Source organism: Aliikangiella coralliicola, assembly GCF_007004725.1.
GTDB classification, from domain to species: domain Bacteria; phylum Pseudomonadota; class Gammaproteobacteria; order Enterobacterales; family Kangiellaceae; genus Aliikangiella; species Aliikangiella coralliicola.
In genome coordinates this window covers 106,813-124,708 of the sequence record NZ_ML660165.1, presented here as the reverse complement: position 1 = coordinate 124,708, position 17,896 = coordinate 106,813, and the positions used below count along the sequence as shown (strand labels likewise).

Sequence of the window (17,896 nt, the reverse complement as noted above, 5' to 3'; positions counted from 1 at the left end):
TATGGCATTTTGACCTCTAAGGTTTTAGCTATGACTGACGATAATCCATACAAATCACCAGCGACACCGCCTTACGATGTGACTCCCGGTCAGGTTGCAGATCGAATTAAGAGAAAAACGCCGTTAGAAGTTGATATTTTCACATTGTTCTTTCGTTTTTCTGGACGAATAGGCCGACGCCAGTTTTTGACCGGATACTTATTTACCCTCAGCATCATCTCTATCGCCGCATTTATCGACATTATCCTGGCAGCCTACATCAAATTGCTTCTCCTATACCCTCTTTTTGCACTTTCGACCAAGCGATATCATGATCTGGGTAAAGCGGGATGGGCTGGACTTTTTCAATTATTGCCCGGATTTGGCTGGCTAATCGTGTTGGCTGGGTGTGGCCTTCCAATCGGCGACTTTCACGATAATCAATATGGAGAATCCATCTACAGAAAGTAGATTGATTGTGATGTTTCAACAGGATCTGCTGGTTTCATCATCCAGGCTAATGTTTAAATTTCACGCAATGCTATTACCCGTGCAAATACCCGTGTATAATACGCGCCCTTAGCATCGGCGGATGCATTCTGACTAATTTTTATTATTATATTATTTTTATAGTATATTTTATAACTTGTTGATTTTTAAGAATATTATACTGGAGTTTATTGATGGCAATCGAACGTACTTTTTCAATTGTAAAGCCTGACGCAGTCGCTAAAAATGTTATCGGACAAATTTATGCTCGATTTGAAAGCGCAGGTCTTAAAATTGTAGCAAGCAAAATGGTCCACTTGAGCAAAGAAAAAGCAGAAGGTTTCTACGCTGAGCACAAAGAACGTCCTTTTTTCAACGACTTAGTTGCATTTATGACTTCAGGTCCAGTCATGGTTCAGGTTCTTGAAGGCGAAAACGCAATCAAGGCAAATCGCGAAATTATGGGTGCTACTAACCCTGCAGAAGCTGCTCGCGGCACATTGCGCGCTGACTTTGCTAATTCAATCGATGAAAATGCTGTTCACGGTTCAGATGCGCCAGAATCCGCAGCTCGTGAAATTTCATATTTCTTCTCTGACGAAGAAATCTGTGCTCGCACTCGATAAGTTTTAATTTTCCTCTCACGTTGGAGAGGACCTGGGAGAGGGAAGTTTGCCGACTGTGAGCGGCAAGGGTACTCTGAGTAGTGATACCTTCTCCCAATTTTCCCTCTAATAAAGAGGGAACTGTTGTTTTTAATCGCATAAAAGGTACTGCAATGAGTGATAAATTGAATTTACTCGACCTGACGCGCGATGAAATGGTGAAATTCTTCGAAGATATCGGTGAAAAACCTTTTCGTGCCCCTCAGCTTGTCAAATGGATCCATCAGTTTGGTGTCGATGATTTCGACAAAATGACCAATATTTCCAAATCTTTACGAGCAAAACTTCAAGAAACGACTGAAATAAAAGGCCCGGAAGTCATTACCGAGCAATTGTCTGACGATGGCACTATCAAGTGGGCGCTACGAACCCCAGATGGACAAGCAATAGAAACTGTTTTTATTCCTGATGGTGAGCGAGGAACCTTATGCGTTTCTTCACAGGTCGGTTGTGTGGTTGATTGCGCGTTTTGTTCCACTGCACAACAAGGTTTTAACCGCGATCTCACGACTGCTGAAATTATCGGCCAGGTTTGGTTTGCCGCGCGTCGACTTGGCAGCATCAAGACAACCGGTGAACGTAAAGTGACTAATGTCGTTATGATGGGAATGGGCGAGCCATTGCTTAATTTCGACAATGTTGTCAGCGCTATTGATTTGATGTTGGATGATAATGCATATGGATTATCAAAAAGGCGTGTCACCCTTAGCACTTCGGGTGTTGTTCCCGGGCTCGAAAAGCTGTTGGGAAGACTGGATGTTGCGTTAGCACTGTCGTTGCACGCTTCCAATAATGAACTAAGAAGTGAACTAGTGCCGCTGAACCGCAAGTATCCGATTGAAAAACTTATTCCGGCGGTTAAAGAATATATTAAGGATTCTAAAGCGAGCAAAAAAGTCACCATCGAATACGTGATGCTTAAAGGTGTGAACGACACCCCAGCTCATGCATATGAATTAGCTAAGCTCTTGAAAGATTTACCCAGCAAGGTAAACTTAATCCCGTTTAATCCGTTTCCGCGGACTCGATTTGAAACTTCTAGCCAAAGAGACATTGATAAGTTTGGTGAAATTCTGCTCAAAAAAGGTTTTGTCGTCGTTACTCGGCGAACCAGAGGCGATGATATTGATGCCGCTTGTGGGCAGTTAGTGGGTAAAGTTGCGGATCGAACTAAACGCCAGGAAAGACGTCAAAAGAAGATCGATGTAGTACAGTTGAGTTCGTAGGGCTGCTGAGTTATCAGGTCAGCTTTTTTTGTTGTTTTCATTCAACTGATATGGATTAGTGATAAAATGTCAGTGATAAATGGCTGGCATTATAATGAAGTCATAGGTGGCCTCAATCGGTGGGCACAAAAAGTCATAGACCTAGTTCGGAGCTAACAGTGATAAGAATTATTTCAATTGTAACCATGTTGCTGCTGTTGTCTGCTTGCGAAACAACGCGCGAATCGAAAACCGGGAATATTGGTGCTGCTACAACAACTGTCAAAGAGCGAAGCTTTGATAAGAAAAAGGCAGCGGCAAATCGAGTTAACACCGGTCTTACCTATTTAAATCGAAACAATTATCAGAGAGCTAAATTTCACCTGGACAAGGCACTTGAGTACGATCCAAAGTCGGGTGATGTTCATTACGCGTTTGGTCTCTACTTCCAGCGAGTCAAAGAGCTAAAGAAGGCAGAAGATCATTTTAAAGAAGCGATGGACACTGATAGTCGTAATGGAAAATATTTGAACGCATACGGTGCGTTTTTGTGCGAGCGGAACCAATTTAAGCAAGCCGATAAGATGTTTCATAAAGCAATCGATATTCCGACGTACCCCGACGTCGCCTCCGCGTTTTTTAATGTTGCCTTATGCGCTGTTAAACAGAATCAGAGTGACAAGGCTGAAAGTTATTTTAGAAAAGCGCTAAATCGCGATAGAAATATGGCAGGGGCGTTGATTGAGATGGCTAAAATTGAGTATACAAAGCAACGCTATACACGGGCCATGTCCTATTTGAAACGATTTGAAAATAACGGTCGAATTTCCTCTGAGTCTGCCTGGTTAGGCTTGAGAACGGCTCACTACATGAGAGATAAAGATTCGATTGCACGTTATGGCTTAATTTTAGAACAACGATTTCCCGATAGTGATGAAACCGCTGAATACCTGGATGATAAAAAACGATGGATGTAGAACCTAAAAACCAGGAACAACCGACACAGCCTTCTATTGATATTGGTGCTTTGCTAGTTGAGGCACGTGAGAATAAAAATCTTTCTAATCAAGATATTGCGGATCAGATGAATCTGACCGTCGCAGTCATTACCAAGATTGAAAATAATCAGTTTAAGCAGGACATCCCACTCGCATTTATTCGGGGTTATCTTCGTTCATATGCTCAGAAGGTTGGCGTTGATCCTGAGATGGTTTGCACTGAGTTTGATGTTCAGACTCAAACCGGTGAAGAACCTGTGCAAGGTTTGAAGCCTATTTCATCGTTTAAAGTTTCAAGACGCGAAATCAACTCAAGTAGTGCAATTTTCAAAATCATTACTTACCTGATTGTGATTAGTTTAGTTACTTTCGCCGGTTGGGAAGCCTGGAAAAGGTTTTCGCCAGCTTCAAAAGAAGCAACCGATAACAGTATTTCATTAGGTAACAGCATCCCGCTAAGTACGGATAGTGTCGACTTACAAATTGACCAACCAGTTAGCACCGATCAATCCGAAGCCGAGGTTGAGGAAAATGCGCCGGTTGTTTCCGAGGAACCTGCGTTGACCAGCTCGCCAGCTAATACCCTTTCGCAAGATACTACTGATCAAACAGAGTCTAATGTCCAGTCGACATCGACCCAAGCTCAAGAAAGCATAGAGCAGCCAGCAGAAACCGCGATTATTGATAGCGGGAACGCGAATCCAGCGGCAACAAACATCGAAACCACCAGTGCTGAAAATAATCAGCAAACTACCGAACTAGAATTAGTGACAGAGCCAGTTGTGAACGCAACTTTTACTTTCAGCGGAGACTGCTGGGTTAAGGTGACTGATGCGAATAATGAAGTGCTGGCAATTGGCACAAAACGTCAAGGCAAAATTATGCCGCTACAAGGCGTTGCACCCTGGCGTGTCACATTAGGTGAACCATCGGTTGTTAAACTTGAATTTAAGGGAGAGGATTATGACCTTTCCCAATATGGAGCGGGGCGCTCCGCGCAATTTGTACTAGAGCAGTAGTTAATAGAGTAATCGAAAGTTATGAAAGGTATTTCCTGGATCAAAAGACGTAAAAGCCGTCAAATTATGGTTGGTAATGTGCCAATCGGCGGCGATGCCCCAATTGCCGTGCAGAGTATGACAAATACGGAAACCTGTGACGTCCAGGCAACCTTGGCTCAAATTCAGCGAATTGCTGATACCGGAGGAGATGTTGTTCGTGTTTCCGTGCCGTCAATGGATGCTGCGGAAGCATTTAAACAGATTAAAAAGTCATCACCGGTTCCACTCATTGCCGACATTCATTTTGATTATAAAATTGCTTTGAAAGTTGCTGACTATGGCGTGGATTGCCTGCGCATTAATCCCGGTAATATTGGTAATGAAGAGAGAGTCAAAGCGGTCATTGAAAAAGCGCGAGATAATAATATCCCCATTAGAATCGGCGTTAATGCGGGCTCGCTCGAAAAAGATTTGCAAATGAAATACGGAGAGCCGACACCAGAAGCACTGGTTGAGTCTGCTTTTCGTCACATCGATATTCTTGATCGTCATGATTTTCAAAATTACAAAATTAGCTTAAAAGCATCTGATGTTTTTATGACGGTATCTGCCTATCGACAACTGGCCAGTCAAATTGATCAACCATTGCATTTGGGAATCACCGAAGCTGGTGGTTTACGGGCAGGTTCCGTAAAGTCAGCTGTTGGACTAGGGATGTTATTAGCTGAAGGAATTGGAGACACAATTCGCGTTTCTCTCGCGGCTGATCCAGTTGAAGAAATTAAAGTAGGTTTTGATATTTTAAAATCACTCGGACTGCGTCAGCGGGGAATTAATTTCATCGCTTGTCCATCTTGTTCGCGGCAGCAATTTGATGTGATAAAAACAGTGAATGAATTAGAGATGCGACTAGAAGATGTTAGAGATGCAATGGATGTTGCCATCATCGGTTGTGTCGTCAATGGGCCTGGTGAGGCAAAAGAAGCTGATATTGGATTGACTGGTGGATTGAAAGCTAGCTTGCTATATCAAGATGGCGCAAAAAGTCACAAGATCGATAATCAGGAACTGGTTGATTCCATCGAAAAATCCGTTCGTGAAAAGCTGGCACAAAAAAGTGAAGCTATCGCCGAGAAGACCAAAGGCGAAGCTCAGATTAAGGTTAGTACTTCAAACTAATTCTTTTGCTAAGAGTCGCAAAAAATGAATTGCTTAATCGGTGTTAATTGAGGAAACATTAGGCCACTGAATGATAAATTGTGCGCCGCCGAGTTCAGATGCGTTGACACTAACTTGGCCATTGTGTAGCTGAGCAATTCGTTTAACTATTGTCAAACCAAGTCCAAAGCCTGTTCTTTTACTGCGATTGTTTTGAGTCAGCCTGACAAAGGAATCAAACACTCGCCGTCGCTCGTCACGAGGAATTCCCCGACCGTCATCTTCAACAATCAATTGATTAATATTGTTGGTCTGCCGAAAAGAAACTCTAACCAATGTATGACAATGGTTAAGCCCGTTTATGATTAAGTTTTGCAGACCTCGTTCTATCAAATAGCCGTCACAGAAAACACTTGCCGGTGGTTTATCAATAACCAGTTCTAACGATTTATCTGGAGAATTCCGTCGCAGCTTTTCGACGAGTGTCGCAACAAGGCTTTCTATATCTCCCTTTTCAATGTTAATAACACCGGAAGATTTTTCCAGGGAAGCATAACTGAGTAGTTCGTCGACCAATCGTTGAATTTCATTAACATCTTCGGTGACACTTGATAGTTGCTCTTTGATTGGCTCTGATTGTTGATGATTAATCGCCATTTCCAGGGAAAATTTTATTCGTGCTAAAGGCGTGCGAAGTTCATGAGAGATTGCGTGAGACATTTCTTGTTGGTCGTGGAGTAGTTGCTTAATCCGGGCCAATAATTTGTTATATGCATCAGCGAGATGTTTGACCGGCGAACTTCTTGGAACCTGCACCTCGACATCCCACTTTTCTCGTTTTGAAGCCGCGAAATCAGAAGCGGCACATTCTAACTTTTTCAGGTCGCGAGTTAATGGTAGTGTCCAAATATAAACGATACCGGCAATTAGTGAGTAAAAAACCAATAACAGTAAATACTTTGGCCAAACTGGTTGTTGTTTCTCAATTAATTGCACTGCGAGTAACCAGTTGGAACCGGGAATTTGTTTATAGGCGGTTAAAGTTCCATCGTCATTTTCCAGCGTGATTATTTTATTTTCCGCCAATACAGACTCTAATGCATTCGCTTGAATTTCTTGTTGAGGTACCAAGGCCATCGGCAGCGAACTTGACTGGTTAATGGTTGTCAGTTTTTCTGGATAGTTTTCAGCAGGCTCCAACTCAAATAACTTTGAAGCGAGTGTAAGAATTTCTTCGTGATGATAATTTTCGCTATGGTGGGAATTTTCATCCTGACCTGAATAATAAGTTTGCCAGATGAAGTCGACGCTCCAGCCAACTAATACAACCGAGGAAATGATAACCAGATAAAGCCTGACAAATATTTGGGTGGAAAGTGTCACGCGTGATTTCCGAGATAATGTTTAACAAAATCATGTCTGCTAAAATAATCATGCCTGTTAAAATAATTATATACTGGGCAATTTTTTCTCAATTGCCTGGTAGTGAGCAGTCCGATTTTTTTTAAAAGTAAATATCCAGTTTTCAATAACACGAAATCACCAGGCGTCAGCCACAAACAAGTATCCTTTTCCCCAGATGGTTTTTATTCGAAATGGATCTTCGGGGTGATCACCAAACTTCTTTCTGAGCTGGGATACACGAACATCGATAGAACGATCCATACCATCATAAGGGCGATTATATAATTGATTGAATAGCTCGTCTCTGCTCAGAATGTTACCGGCATTTTCCGCCAATAATGTCAGCAGTTCAAATTCATGGCTGGAAACCGAAGCCGGGGCGCCTTCAAAAATCACTTTTCTGGATTGAATATCGATTTCAAGGCAGCCAAACTTAAGCTTTTCGGAGAGAGATTTCTTTTGTGAATAGCTGCGCCTGAGCAAGGCATTAATTCTGGCCAACAGAACTCTTGGTTCAACTGGTTTTATTACATAATCGTCGGCACCGAACTCTAGCCCCAAGACTTGATCAAAATCTTCATTACGTGCGGTCAGCATAAGAATCGGTCCGTCGAAGGAAGGCCGAATTTCTTTGCATATCGTCAACCCATCTTTTCCCGGTAGCATAATGTCTAGAATGATGAGATCAGGTGTGAATCTTTGAAAATGATCAATCGCTTTATTTCCATCTGATTCTATTGCCACAGTGAAGCCGGCATCAGTCAGATAGCTTTGAGTTAGCTGTGCTAATTTTTGATCATCTTCAATTAAGAGTATTTTCTGTTTGGGTTGTTGCACCGTTAGCTCCTAAGATCAACAGGCCTGCATGAGAGTACCGACAACTTGTTCTTTTCGATACTTTAATAAAATTGCCACGGGTTGCGTCGTTTCCGACGGTATTTAACTACCTGGCGTTGTAATCTGACGGTCTGTTGATAAATTTTTTGTTCGGATTCTTGCTCAATCAAAGAAACACTCAGGTTATTTTTGAGTTTTAGTTCGACTTCGGTTTGTGCGTTCTTTGTATTTTTCCAACACTGTAAAACCTGGTTTTCATCGGATACTTTAATACAGTAGTGTCCAGGCGATTGAGTTTGCCAGCGAACGTGTAGTTTGATCTCACACTGACTCTCTTTTTGAGATAACAGACATAAATTTGGAGACAAAAATAAACCTAGCTCGTTTATTTGTCGTTCCGCAATTGCTTTCAGCGGCAAGACAGTCAAACAAGTCATTAAAATACCAATTTTGTATAATCGGTTTATCTTTTTAATAATATTTTTCTCAGTTAAAAATTAAATTGTTTCCCAAAAAACAGTGTTATTACATAATCTTTATCAACAATAGGACTATCACTGATACTGCTATCTAACTTCTGGTACTCAAGTCCGAAGCGCCAAAAGTCGCCATCAGTTGATTGTTGTTTCCAGGCAATCCTGATAAATGGGCTAAAGCTATCTTTCGCTTGATAAGCTGCGCGGTTGTCAACAATTTCGTCAGCATCTACACCATAGTAATAATCGGTCATGGCTTTGTCTTTCCAGGTGAAACCGATTGTCGATTGCCACTGTCGGTTGAAAATTGGTCGAGTCCAGGCAAACCTGACTTCATTACCTGAATGGATGTCGCTTAAGTCGCTAAGAATATTAAATTGAATTTCTCCTTGCTCTAACAACTTACTGATTTCCAGCCCGCCGAGAATACTAAACTTTCGATCTTTCAGTTCATAACCCGTAATTTCTGTTAAGTTATCTCGCGGATCACCGGTGTCTCCGCCTGCAGTGAGTCCGACATCTGTAGCGGATAAATTGACCAGAATGTTGCCGACATCCCAGCGTTCAAAAAATACACGGTCATAACTCGGGGTAGCTAGCAGGCTGAACATCCACTCTTCTGATTGGTGAAATGTGTATCCGAAATCCAGGTTGTTAATAAAAAAATTGTCGCCGTAATAGCTAATTGAAGGCAGGATGACCAGTGGAATATCATCCCCGTCGACGAGCGGATTGGTGCGGATACCAAGGCCGGTGGCGACGCCAAACGCCCAAGTATCTACCGCCGTGCAATCATCGGATTCTTTTTGGCAGGGCTCTTCTGCTAACAGCCTGCCGCTTGCCGATAAAAACATGAGCAAAAGAAATATGGATGAGATGGATTTGAAACTAATTAACAACAGTCAGTCATCCCAGAGAGATTAAAGTTGAAACAATGATGTTTGAAATAAATTGATCTCTATAGTGCATCAGCTTCGTTAATGTTTCCATTATTATCTAGTGAGTAATTGTTAAAAACTGTAAAGCATAGGGATAACGTCAGTTTTACAGAATTTCACAAAATTAATCAATTCTTCAACAGATAATAAGATCGCATACTTGTAAATTGTAATCAAACAGGCGTGATACAAGTAACGAAACACACGCCAACTAAACGGTTGATAGTATATGCTTGATTGCGAGGTCGATGATGGAGTCGATAAGAAAACTGAAACGAAATAATTCTATTGCGCGCCATTTTCAGATCATTTTGGTCCCATTGTTGGCAACTTCCATGTTGGCTTGTAGTTTTTCTAGCAGTGATGAAGAAACGATTAATATTGACTATTCCAAGATCTCACTAGCCGGAATTAAAAACAAACCACTTCAATCGGTTTCTTCGAACGCATTTACCCAATACCTTAAAAATGGCATCCGACAGCGACTAGGTGGCTCTGGCTCGGTTTTGGCGCTTGCCGAAACGGCAGACGCGGGTCAAATACAGAGTCAGTTTTCTACAACGAATGTTCATGAGCTTGGTGTTGATGAAGATGACCGCCTGAAATTTGATGGCACTCATTTATTTCTGGTTGAAGACCGGTACTTTCCCACAACACATAATTCAAGCGAGCCGGTCATTCGAGTAATGCGAACCACAACAGAAAATGCTTTAGCGGAAGAAGTCGCGACCATTGAGAATAGTGAATCGGATATTGATGTCACCGGAATATATTTACACCCGCAAGGCAATGCTCAGTATTTAGTGAGTTTGTCTGCTACCCGATATTTTGAATGGTTTTCTATTTTGATCGATTCTGACTGGAATTGGACCAGCGGCAAAACGGTGGTTAATTTGCATAACGTCACCGATCAAAGTGATCCTCAGTTCGAGTGGAAAATAGAGATCGAAGGAAACCTGGAGGGAAGCCGCAAAGTTGGCAATAAATTGTATCTGGTTAATCGTTATGTGCCGCAAGTTGATGGGCTTAATATGAGCGCTCAAACTGAGGCCGAGAGAATTGCCAATGAAAGATTAATTATTAAAACGCCAGTTTCAGATTTACTCCCACACTACCAGGTAAATGATGGGGGTATTCGATCATTAGTGACTGCTGAAGACTGCTTCGTTGCTGGAGATTTGCAACCCAATGAAGGCTACGCGGATGTGATTACACTCACTAGCATTAACCTGGACAGCCGCTCCATTGAGTCATCGGTGTGTCTTAATGCAAATGTTCAAGGCATCTATAGTTCGACTGATAATTTCTATATCGGTGCGAGCGGTTCGGTTTCATGGGTGGTTGATAATTCAGGAACCAGCATTCATAAATTTGCACTCGAACCAAATGGTGTTCAATACAAAGCGAGTGGTTTTGTCGAGGGTAGTTTAGGATGGAGTGAACCGTCTTTTAGAATGAGCGAATATCAAGATAACTTGCGAGTCGTAACCTCCCAATGGAGTGATGGTCAAAGAGTTCATCAACTATTTGTTATGAGTGAGTCGACAGGTAATTTATTAGAGAGCATTGCGACTTTACCAAACTCTGCCTCTCCAGAGCCAATCGGAAAACCGGGAGAAGATATTTTCGCCGTCAGGTTTGTGGAGGATAAGGCCTATATCGTCACCTTTGAACAAATTGACCCACTTTATGAAATTGATTTATCGGATCCACAAACACCTTTTATCTCTGCCGAATTAGAAATGCCGGGATTTTCAAGGTATTTACATCCAGTTGCTGACGGTTGGTTAATCGGCATCGGTCATCAAGTTGAAAACAATCTTGTTGGCGGTATAAAAATAGAACTTTACGATATTCGCAATCCTCAAGCACCGGCGGTAAAAAACAGCATCGTACTTGGCGGCAGGAATTCCTGGACAGAGGCTACTCAAAATCTGAAAAGCATTAGTTTGCTGCAACTGGATGATGATCGGCAGCAAATTGCCTTTCCAGCAAATCGTTATGAGAAAAATGAGGCTAGTAATCAGATTGAATGGGTTGATTCAGGTCTATTTGTATTTGAATTATCTGGTTTAGAAAATAATGAGCTAGATCTGTCGCTAAGTGGCGAAATGATCACGGAAATTAACGGCTCCACAAGTTATCCTGTTCACTGGGGAGTGGGTAGAAGTCTGATTCATTCAGATGCTATTTACTATTTCCAGGGAAATCAGCTTTGGTCAGGTATGCAAACTGATATTTCTCAAGTGCTTGGCCCTTTTTAATTGGAATAAAGTAACAAACTAATCGGTACTGAGTAATTGGACTTGTACACTCAATTAGCGCTGTTTACTTTGAAATATGGCTTTTATTTGAAAAACATCTCATTAAATTTGTGATGTTCTTGGTCAACCAAACAACAGGGGAACCGTTATGTGGAAAATAAATAGCTGCTAAATAGACTAATTGATGAGATTTAATAAATTTAAATCTCTGATTTGTAATAAATAGGTCAAAATTTGTTGAAAATGATAACAATTCTTCTGTAATTGATTGACTTAAATATTATAATAACGGCCTTATAAAAATACTGTCGTGATATGAAATGTTGCCCAGGCAAGTTGCTCAGCATGCTTCTTGTAACTTACGGCGTGATCGACGACTTCGATCAACAACATGAATTTAGGCAGAGTTTATAAAGGGTATGGAAACTTTAATTGTGTAACAAACAAACGTGTAAGACACGTTTAAACTTGGGAAAAGAAGATGAGGTATTATCAATTAAGTGCGTTAGCACTTTTGACATTTATCACTTTAGGGTGCAGTAATACGCCGTTGCTCTCTCAGGAGACGCAAATTGAAACTAAACAGGAAGTTGCTATTTTAGCTGATTATGAGCTAAAAGATGGTTTTATTACCATTCAAGCTGTGGGATACGGCTGTACATTTTTTAATAGTTTTAAAGTGGCTGTTGCTGATAAAGACGATAACGCGCTGGAAGTGATTCGAACTCGTCCTGACGATTGCGGTATGAAACCCCGTAATGTTTCTTTACAGTATTCATTCAAGCACTTAGGTCTGGATCTTAATAAACAGGTTCAAGTTAAGAACCCTGTAGAGACCACTGAAAATCCACGTTTTTCTGTTAATTAAGAATTCAAAGTTATTAATCGCGCTCAAACAGTTTGGAAGTTCCAGATTCTAAGTTGTTTGAGCTTCAAGTCTATACAATCGTTGAATAGCAATACTCGCCATATAGCATTTCCATAAACTTCTCATAATTTCATTAAATAACGACTTATTTACATCAAAATAAGCGGTTCTCCCCCTGTTTCCTCGCACAAATTAGGCTATAATTGCGCGTTTGTTTTTAACCAGAGTAGGAAATCTTTTGACTAAGGCATTTCAAGCCATCAAAGGCATGAACGACTGTTTACCCGATGCTTCGCCAACTTGGCAGTATCTGGAAAATTGCTTGCGAGAAACTGCGGCAAGTTATGGGTATGCTGAAATTCGTATGCCTATTGTTGAAAATACTCAGCTTTTTTGCCGGTCAATTGGCGAAGTCACTGATATCGTTGAAAAAGAAATGTATACCTTCGTGGACAAAGGGGAAGACAGTCTTACTCTAAGACCTGAAGGCACCGCTTCGTGTGTTCGTGCCGGTATCCAGCATGGTTTGCTTTATAACCAGCAACAGCGCCTGTGGTACATGGGTCCAATGTTTCGAAGAGAACGCCCGCAAAAAGGACGCTACCGTCAGTTTTTTCAGTTTGGCGCGGAGGCTTTCGGTATGGAAGGGCCTGACGTAGACGTTGAACTTATTGCACTGACAGCGCGTTTATGGAAAAAACTAGGGTTTGCTGATGAAGTTGAGTTACAGCTTAATTCGTTAGGTAGTAACCAGGCGCGAGAAGCTTATAAAGCGATTCTTGTTGAGTATTTTGCTGCAAATCAGGATTCCCTTGATGAAGATAGCCAGAGACGTTTGCACTCTAACCCTCTCAGAATTTTAGATAGCAAGAATCCCGCGATGGCTGAATTGATAGCTGCAGCGCCAAAGTTGAATGAGCATCTTGATGAGGCCTCCAAAACTCATTTTGAAGGCGTTTGCAGTCGCCTGGATTCACTCGGAATTCAATACCGCATAAACCCGACACTAGTGCGTGGATTGGATTATTATAATCGCACCGTTTTTGAGTGGGTGACGACAAGCTTAGGTTCTCAAGGAACCATCTGTGCCGGCGGGCGCTACGACGGATTAGTCGAACAGTTAGGAGGACAGGCGACTACAGGTTGCGGATTTGCGATGGGCCTGGAGCGAATTATCTTAATGTTGGAACAACAATCTGCATTCCGCGATAAACTTTCGCCGCCGGTTGATGTCTATTTGTGCATGCTGGGAGATGCTGCCGAACAAGCTGGTATTCAATTTGCTGAGAAACTGCGAGATTTAGTTCCGAGTTGTCGTCTGCAAGCGCACTGCGGCGGTGGAAATTTTAAGAAACAGCTTAAAAGAGCTGATCGTTCAAAGGCACGTATCGCATTAATTTTAGGTGAAGATGAGGTAGCGGCTCAAAATATCACTTTGAAGTTTTTACGTGAAAATATTGAGCAGAAAACATTAACCCAACAAGAATTGTTAAACGAGTTGCCGAGTCTGCTAAGCGATTAGGCTGATGAAAGCAACCCAAATTAGATTAACTTGATTTATGTCGCCAAATGAAATGACAGACATAGATTACTAACAGTATATAGCAAATTTAAGATTTACAAATCAGGAGTTTACAGTGAGTTACGATACAGAAGAACAACAAGTAGAAAAATTAAAAGAATGGTGGAGTGACAATGGTACGCCACTGATTGTTGGCGCAGTACTTGGACTAGCCGGGTTTGGCGGATGGAAATATTGGACTGAGCAAGAGGTTGCTTATCAGGAAGCGGCGTCTGACCTTTATATTAAAGTAACCGATAGTCTAAAGACTGAAGAAAAAGAAGGCTTAACTGAGAATGCTTTAGCCGTAAAGTCGCAATATCCAGAGTCTAGTTATGCGATTCTGGCTGCTTTTCAATTAGCGAAGCAAGCGGTTGAAGCAGATGATTTGAGTAAAGCTGTCGCGGAATTGACCTGGGTTGTTGACAACCATGCCGGTAACGAGTTGGCTGCAATTGCGAAAATTCGACTAGCCAGAATTTTTATCCAGCAAGATAAAGCGCAGCAAGCCTTAACGTTGGTTTCACTTGATGAAGAGTCAGGTTATTACACCTTAGCAAGCCTGGTTAAAGGCGACGCATTAATGGCGTTAGAGCGAAAAACAGAAGCTTTGGAAGCTTATAAAGTGGCCAGTGCTGATACAGCGATCTCAGCGCGTCATCCTAGTTTGCAGGTAAAAATAGATGAGCTAAATAAAACTGATGCGGCGTTTATCAGCAAAGAAGTGTCTGAAACTGCGGCAAAAGCTGAAGCCACCGCAACCTCACAAGATGAGACTTCGGCAGAATCTGAAACTGAGTCGAAAGAACCTCAGGAGGCGGCCAAATAATGCGATTGATTTTCTGGGGAATAATTGTTGCGGTTATATTGGTGTCAGGTTGTAGCGACGAAGTTGATATTTATGAACCAGACCCATTAGTTGAGCTTGATAACCAGTTTGAAACCGAAGAATTGTGGTCAGTATCGATTGGCGACGGCACAACTGACACAACCGTTAAAGTCTCTCCAGTATTCGCCTACGGAAAAATATTTGTTGCGGAAAACTCTGGCCAAATTGCAGCGGTTAACCACGAAAATGGCGACATTGTCTGGAGAACTGAATTAGAAACTGAAATTGGCGGTGGTCCGGCAGTCGCTAACGATCTTGTTGCCGTTGGTACTCAACACGGTGAGCTTGTTGTGTTAAGCGCAGAAGATGGCAGTATCAAGTGGCGCAAATCGGTTTCCAGCGAAGTGATATCAAGCCCTGCGATCGGCGATGGCTACGTTGTTGTTAATTCTGTTGATGGCAAGATAACAGCGTTTGATGCCGAAACCGGTGAGCAAAAATGGTTTTACGATCAGCTTATTCCCAGTTTAACTTTGCGCGGTAATTCGTCGCCGGTTATTGCTGGTGGTGGCGCTATTTCTGGATTTTCGAATGGAAAATTAGCTGTTTTTCTTCTACAGAATGGCAGAATGGCCTGGGAAAAAACTATCACTGCACCGATTGGTCGCTCTGAAATTCAAAAGCTGGTTGACGTTGATATTCGTCCTCAAGTGGCCGGTGCTAACATTTATGTAGCTTCCTACAATGGTAATTTAGCGAGCCTTGACGCACGCAATGGAGAGGTAAATTGGCAGCGAGAATTGTCGACCTTTCAAGAAATTACTGTTTCAGAGTTGATATTATTAGTGACTCACGAAAACAGTTTTGTGTCGGCGGTTAACCGTGACAATGGCATTATCCTGTGGACTCAGAAGAGTTTACACCGTCGTCAGTTAACGCCACCGGTGGCCGTTGGCGACAAAGTTGCGGCGGCAGATTTTGAAGGTTACCTTCATTGGTTCTCCAGACAGAACGGAGAAATGTTAAGTCGAGAGCAAATTGATTCTGATGGGATTAGCGCAGCTCCATTGGTTATCGAAGATAAGATTATTTTATTAGGAAATAGCGGAACGCTTTACGCGGTAAAACAAGAATAGCAGTTGCCAATTTTGTTTGAAGCTGTTCTATGTTAATCGAGTTTTTAGGACAATAATCAATATCCAGCTAAAATTAAATGCTCGTTGGCCCAAGTATTTTGTTTGTTCAAGTGCTTTGTTTATCCAAATACCTTGTTTATCCGAATACCTTGTCGACGAGCTTTAATAGTTATCTCTGACTTAGTTGAGTCTGCTTAATAAAATTGTTTTCATCAATGCCTTAACACGAGGTATTCTTTTTAAAATACGCTTTTTAGAGATTTGTTACTTAAACTGCTATCTTTAAAAACGATTGTTGATCGTTGTGTTTTAATCAACACTTCATCAATGCAACACCCATTCTGCTAAATGTGTACACGGCGTATAGTGATGTTAAAGTGCGGCGTTCAAGCGTATTGGTTAAAAGTAGAGTAGTTTCAAATGCACATAAGGTTCTAATCATGTTGCCTGTTATTGCGCTAGTTGGGCGCCCCAATGTTGGTAAATCAACGCTGTTTAATCGTTTCACTCGTACCCGAGATGCACTGGTAGCTGATCTGCCGGGCTTGACTCGTGATCGACAATACGGCCATGCTAAATTACAAAATAATCCTTTTATCATCATTGATACCGGCGGTATTACCGGTGGTGAAGTCGGGGTTGATGGTTTAATGGCTGAGCAGTCAATGCAGGCCGTTCGCGAAGCCGATATTGTTCTTTTTATCGTTAGCGCAAGAGATGGGTTAACGACCATTGATGAATCCATTGCTCAACAGTTAAGGTTAGAGAATAAAACGATTAATCTTGTTGTGAATAAAGTCGATGGTTTTGATCAGAACACAGTGTTAACCGATTTTTACTCCCTTGGTTTTGAGTCTGTTTCCGCGATTGCCGCTGCTCATGGTCGCGGTGTTGGTCGACTGGTTGAAGATGTTATTCTGCCTGCAGCGAATCTCAGCGCAATTGAACCTGAGCCAACGCCTGAGTTTTCAGAAGAGCAACTGATAGCATCGGCGGAAGACTCGGCTGATTCCGAAAGTGAGGAGTCGACCAAAACCGATGAAATAGAACTCGGCCCCAAACTCGCTATCATCGGAAGACCTAATGTTGGTAAATCTACTCTGGTTAATCGTATGTTAGGCGAAGATCGAGTCGTCGTTTACGATATGCCGGGTACAACGCGAGATTCCATTTATATTGAGATGGAAAGGCGTGATAAAAAATATACGCTGATCGACACGGCGGGTGTAAGAAAGCGAGGCCGAGTGCATGAGGCCGTCGAAAAGTTTTCCGTATTAAAAACACTGCAAGCGATCAACGATGCCAATGTTGTCATTATGATTTTTGACGCTCGCGAAGGAATTACAGAGCAAGACTTAAATCTACTCGGTTTTGCGATTGATGCAGGTCGCTCATTAGTGCTCGGTATTAATAAGTGGGATAATTTACCGGAAGACAAACGAACTGACGTCAAAGAAGCGATTACACGCCGCCTGCACTTTGCTGATTTTGCCCGGGTGAAATTTATTTCGGCATTACATGGCACTAATGTCGGTCATTTATGGGAAGCGGTAGATGAAGCATATGCGGGCGCTCGCGTAAAAATGAATGCCTCAAAGCTGACGCGTATTTTAGAAATGGCCGTTGCTAAACATCAACCACCGGCGGGTGGCCGATTTAAGATTAAGCTACGTTTTGCTCACCCTGGCGGCCACAATCCACCTCGAATTGTGATTCATGGCAATCAGACTAAGTCGTTACCGAATTCTTATATTCGTTATCTGGAAAAGAGTTTCAGGGAAGCGCTGAAAATCATAGGTACGCCAATCAAATTTGAACTGAAAGAAAGCCAGAATCCTTATGAAGGACGTAAAAAGAAAGTAACCGAAGAGCTGTTAGAAAAGTCTCGGCGAAACCGAAAAAAGATTAAAAAACTTTCTAAGAAAAAATAAGCCGGAACGGTAGCGATGATTGGGCTACCACTTCTGTATTAGTTAAAATCTACAATCGTTTCAGCGTGAAATTTCTTCAACACGCCACTCTTGTCCAATAACAAAGCTGTGGCGGGGTTATTTGACATTTCAGTCTCGCAAGGGCAAAGTGCCTATT

16 protein-coding genes are annotated in these 17,896 nt (G+C 42.0%); 12 read left to right on the top strand and 4 right to left on the bottom strand.

What is annotated here, in order from left to right; translation table 11 throughout:
* The first annotated feature begins 30 nt into the window (after nt 1–30).
* From FLL46_RS13900 to ispG, 6 genes are all read left to right on the top strand, one after another.
* Nucleotides 31–450: a DUF805 domain-containing protein gene (locus tag FLL46_RS13900; protein ID WP_142894374.1), complete on the top strand. Its 420-nt coding sequence runs from the start codon at nt 31–33 to the stop codon at nt 448–450.
* Between the two features lie 212 nt (nt 451–662).
* Nucleotides 663–1,094, top strand: a complete 432-nt coding sequence (ndk, locus tag FLL46_RS13895) for a nucleoside-diphosphate kinase (protein ID WP_142894372.1) — start codon at nt 663–665, stop codon at nt 1,092–1,094.
* 152 nt (nt 1,095–1,246) lie between these two features.
* A complete protein-coding gene (gene rlmN / locus FLL46_RS13890) occupies nt 1,247–2,359 on the top strand; it encodes a dual-specificity RNA methyltransferase RlmN (RefSeq protein WP_142894370.1) in 1,113 nt (370 codons plus the stop codon).
* Nucleotides 2,360–2,517: 158 nt separating this feature from the next.
* Nucleotides 2,518–3,315, top strand: coding sequence for a type IV pilus biogenesis/stability protein PilW (gene pilW / locus FLL46_RS13885; RefSeq protein ID WP_142894368.1), 798 nt, complete (start codon nt 2,518–2,520; stop codon nt 3,313–3,315).
* Nucleotides 3,306–4,355, top strand: a complete 1,050-nt coding sequence (locus FLL46_RS13880; RefSeq protein WP_142894366.1) for a RodZ domain-containing protein — start codon at nt 3,306–3,308, stop codon at nt 4,353–4,355. The genes pilW and FLL46_RS13880 overlap by 10 nt, the downstream gene beginning before the upstream one ends.
* Before the next feature lie 21 nt (nt 4,356–4,376).
* Nucleotides 4,377–5,516: a flavodoxin-dependent (E)-4-hydroxy-3-methylbut-2-enyl-diphosphate synthase gene (gene ispG / locus FLL46_RS13875; RefSeq protein ID WP_142894364.1), complete on the top strand. Its 1,140-nt coding sequence runs from the start codon at nt 4,377–4,379 to the stop codon at nt 5,514–5,516.
* Between the two features lie 33 nt (nt 5,517–5,549).
* Here the strand turns inward: ispG and FLL46_RS13870 are convergent, their stop codons facing one another.
* The 4 genes from FLL46_RS13870 to FLL46_RS13855 all read right to left on the bottom strand — a co-directional run bounded on the left by FLL46_RS13870 (nt 5,550) and on the right by FLL46_RS13855 (nt 9,111).
* Nucleotides 5,550–6,878: an ATP-binding protein gene (locus FLL46_RS13870; protein ID WP_142894361.1), complete on the bottom strand. Its 1,329-nt coding sequence runs from the start codon at nt 6,876–6,878 to the stop codon at nt 5,550–5,552.
* A gap of 156 nt (nt 6,879–7,034) precedes the next feature.
* A complete protein-coding gene (locus FLL46_RS13865; RefSeq protein WP_142894359.1) occupies nt 7,035–7,736 on the bottom strand; it encodes a response regulator in 702 nt (233 codons plus the stop codon).
* 62 nt (nt 7,737–7,798) lie between these two features.
* The gene (locus FLL46_RS13860; RefSeq protein WP_142894357.1) at nt 7,799–8,173 is read right to left on the bottom strand and encodes a DUF3019 domain-containing protein; all 375 of its coding nucleotides are present in this window, start codon (nt 8,171–8,173) and stop codon (nt 7,799–7,801) included.
* A 53-nt stretch (nt 8,174–8,226) separates the two neighbouring features.
* On the bottom strand, nt 8,227–9,111 hold the full coding sequence (locus tag FLL46_RS13855; protein ID WP_142894355.1) for a MipA/OmpV family protein: 885 nt from the start codon (nt 9,109–9,111) through the stop codon (nt 8,227–8,229).
* Nucleotides 9,112–9,398: 287 nt separating this feature from the next.
* Here FLL46_RS13855 and FLL46_RS13850 point away from each other — a divergent pair, with 287 nt between their 5' ends.
* The 6 genes from FLL46_RS13850 to der all read left to right on the top strand — a co-directional run bounded on the left by FLL46_RS13850 (nt 9,399) and on the right by der (nt 17,739).
* Entirely contained in the window at nt 9,399–11,414 is a 2,016-nt protein-coding gene (locus FLL46_RS13850; RefSeq protein WP_142894353.1) for a beta-propeller domain-containing protein, read from the top strand.
* Between the two features lie 481 nt (nt 11,415–11,895).
* Complete coding sequence (locus FLL46_RS13845; protein ID WP_142894351.1) at nt 11,896–12,282, top strand: hypothetical protein; 387 nt, start codon at nt 11,896–11,898, stop codon at nt 12,280–12,282.
* Nucleotides 12,283–12,520: 238 nt separating this feature from the next.
* Nucleotides 12,521–13,804 (top strand): histidine--tRNA ligase, encoded by a 1,284-nt coding sequence (gene hisS, locus FLL46_RS13840; protein WP_142894349.1) that lies wholly within the window; start codon nt 12,521–12,523, stop codon nt 13,802–13,804.
* Nucleotides 13,805–13,919: 115 nt separating this feature from the next.
* Nucleotides 13,920–14,672, top strand: coding sequence for a YfgM family protein (locus FLL46_RS13835; protein ID WP_168204163.1), 753 nt, complete (start codon nt 13,920–13,922; stop codon nt 14,670–14,672).
* Nucleotides 14,672–15,808: an outer membrane protein assembly factor BamB gene (gene bamB / locus FLL46_RS13830; RefSeq protein WP_142894345.1), complete on the top strand. Its 1,137-nt coding sequence runs from the start codon at nt 14,672–14,674 to the stop codon at nt 15,806–15,808. Before FLL46_RS13835 ends, bamB begins: the two co-directional genes overlap by 1 nt.
* A gap of 440 nt (nt 15,809–16,248) precedes the next feature.
* Nucleotides 16,249–17,739 (top strand): ribosome biogenesis GTPase Der, encoded by a 1,491-nt coding sequence (gene der, locus FLL46_RS13825; RefSeq protein ID WP_142894343.1) that lies wholly within the window; start codon nt 16,249–16,251, stop codon nt 17,737–17,739.
* Nucleotides 17,740–17,896 lie beyond the last annotated feature (157 nt).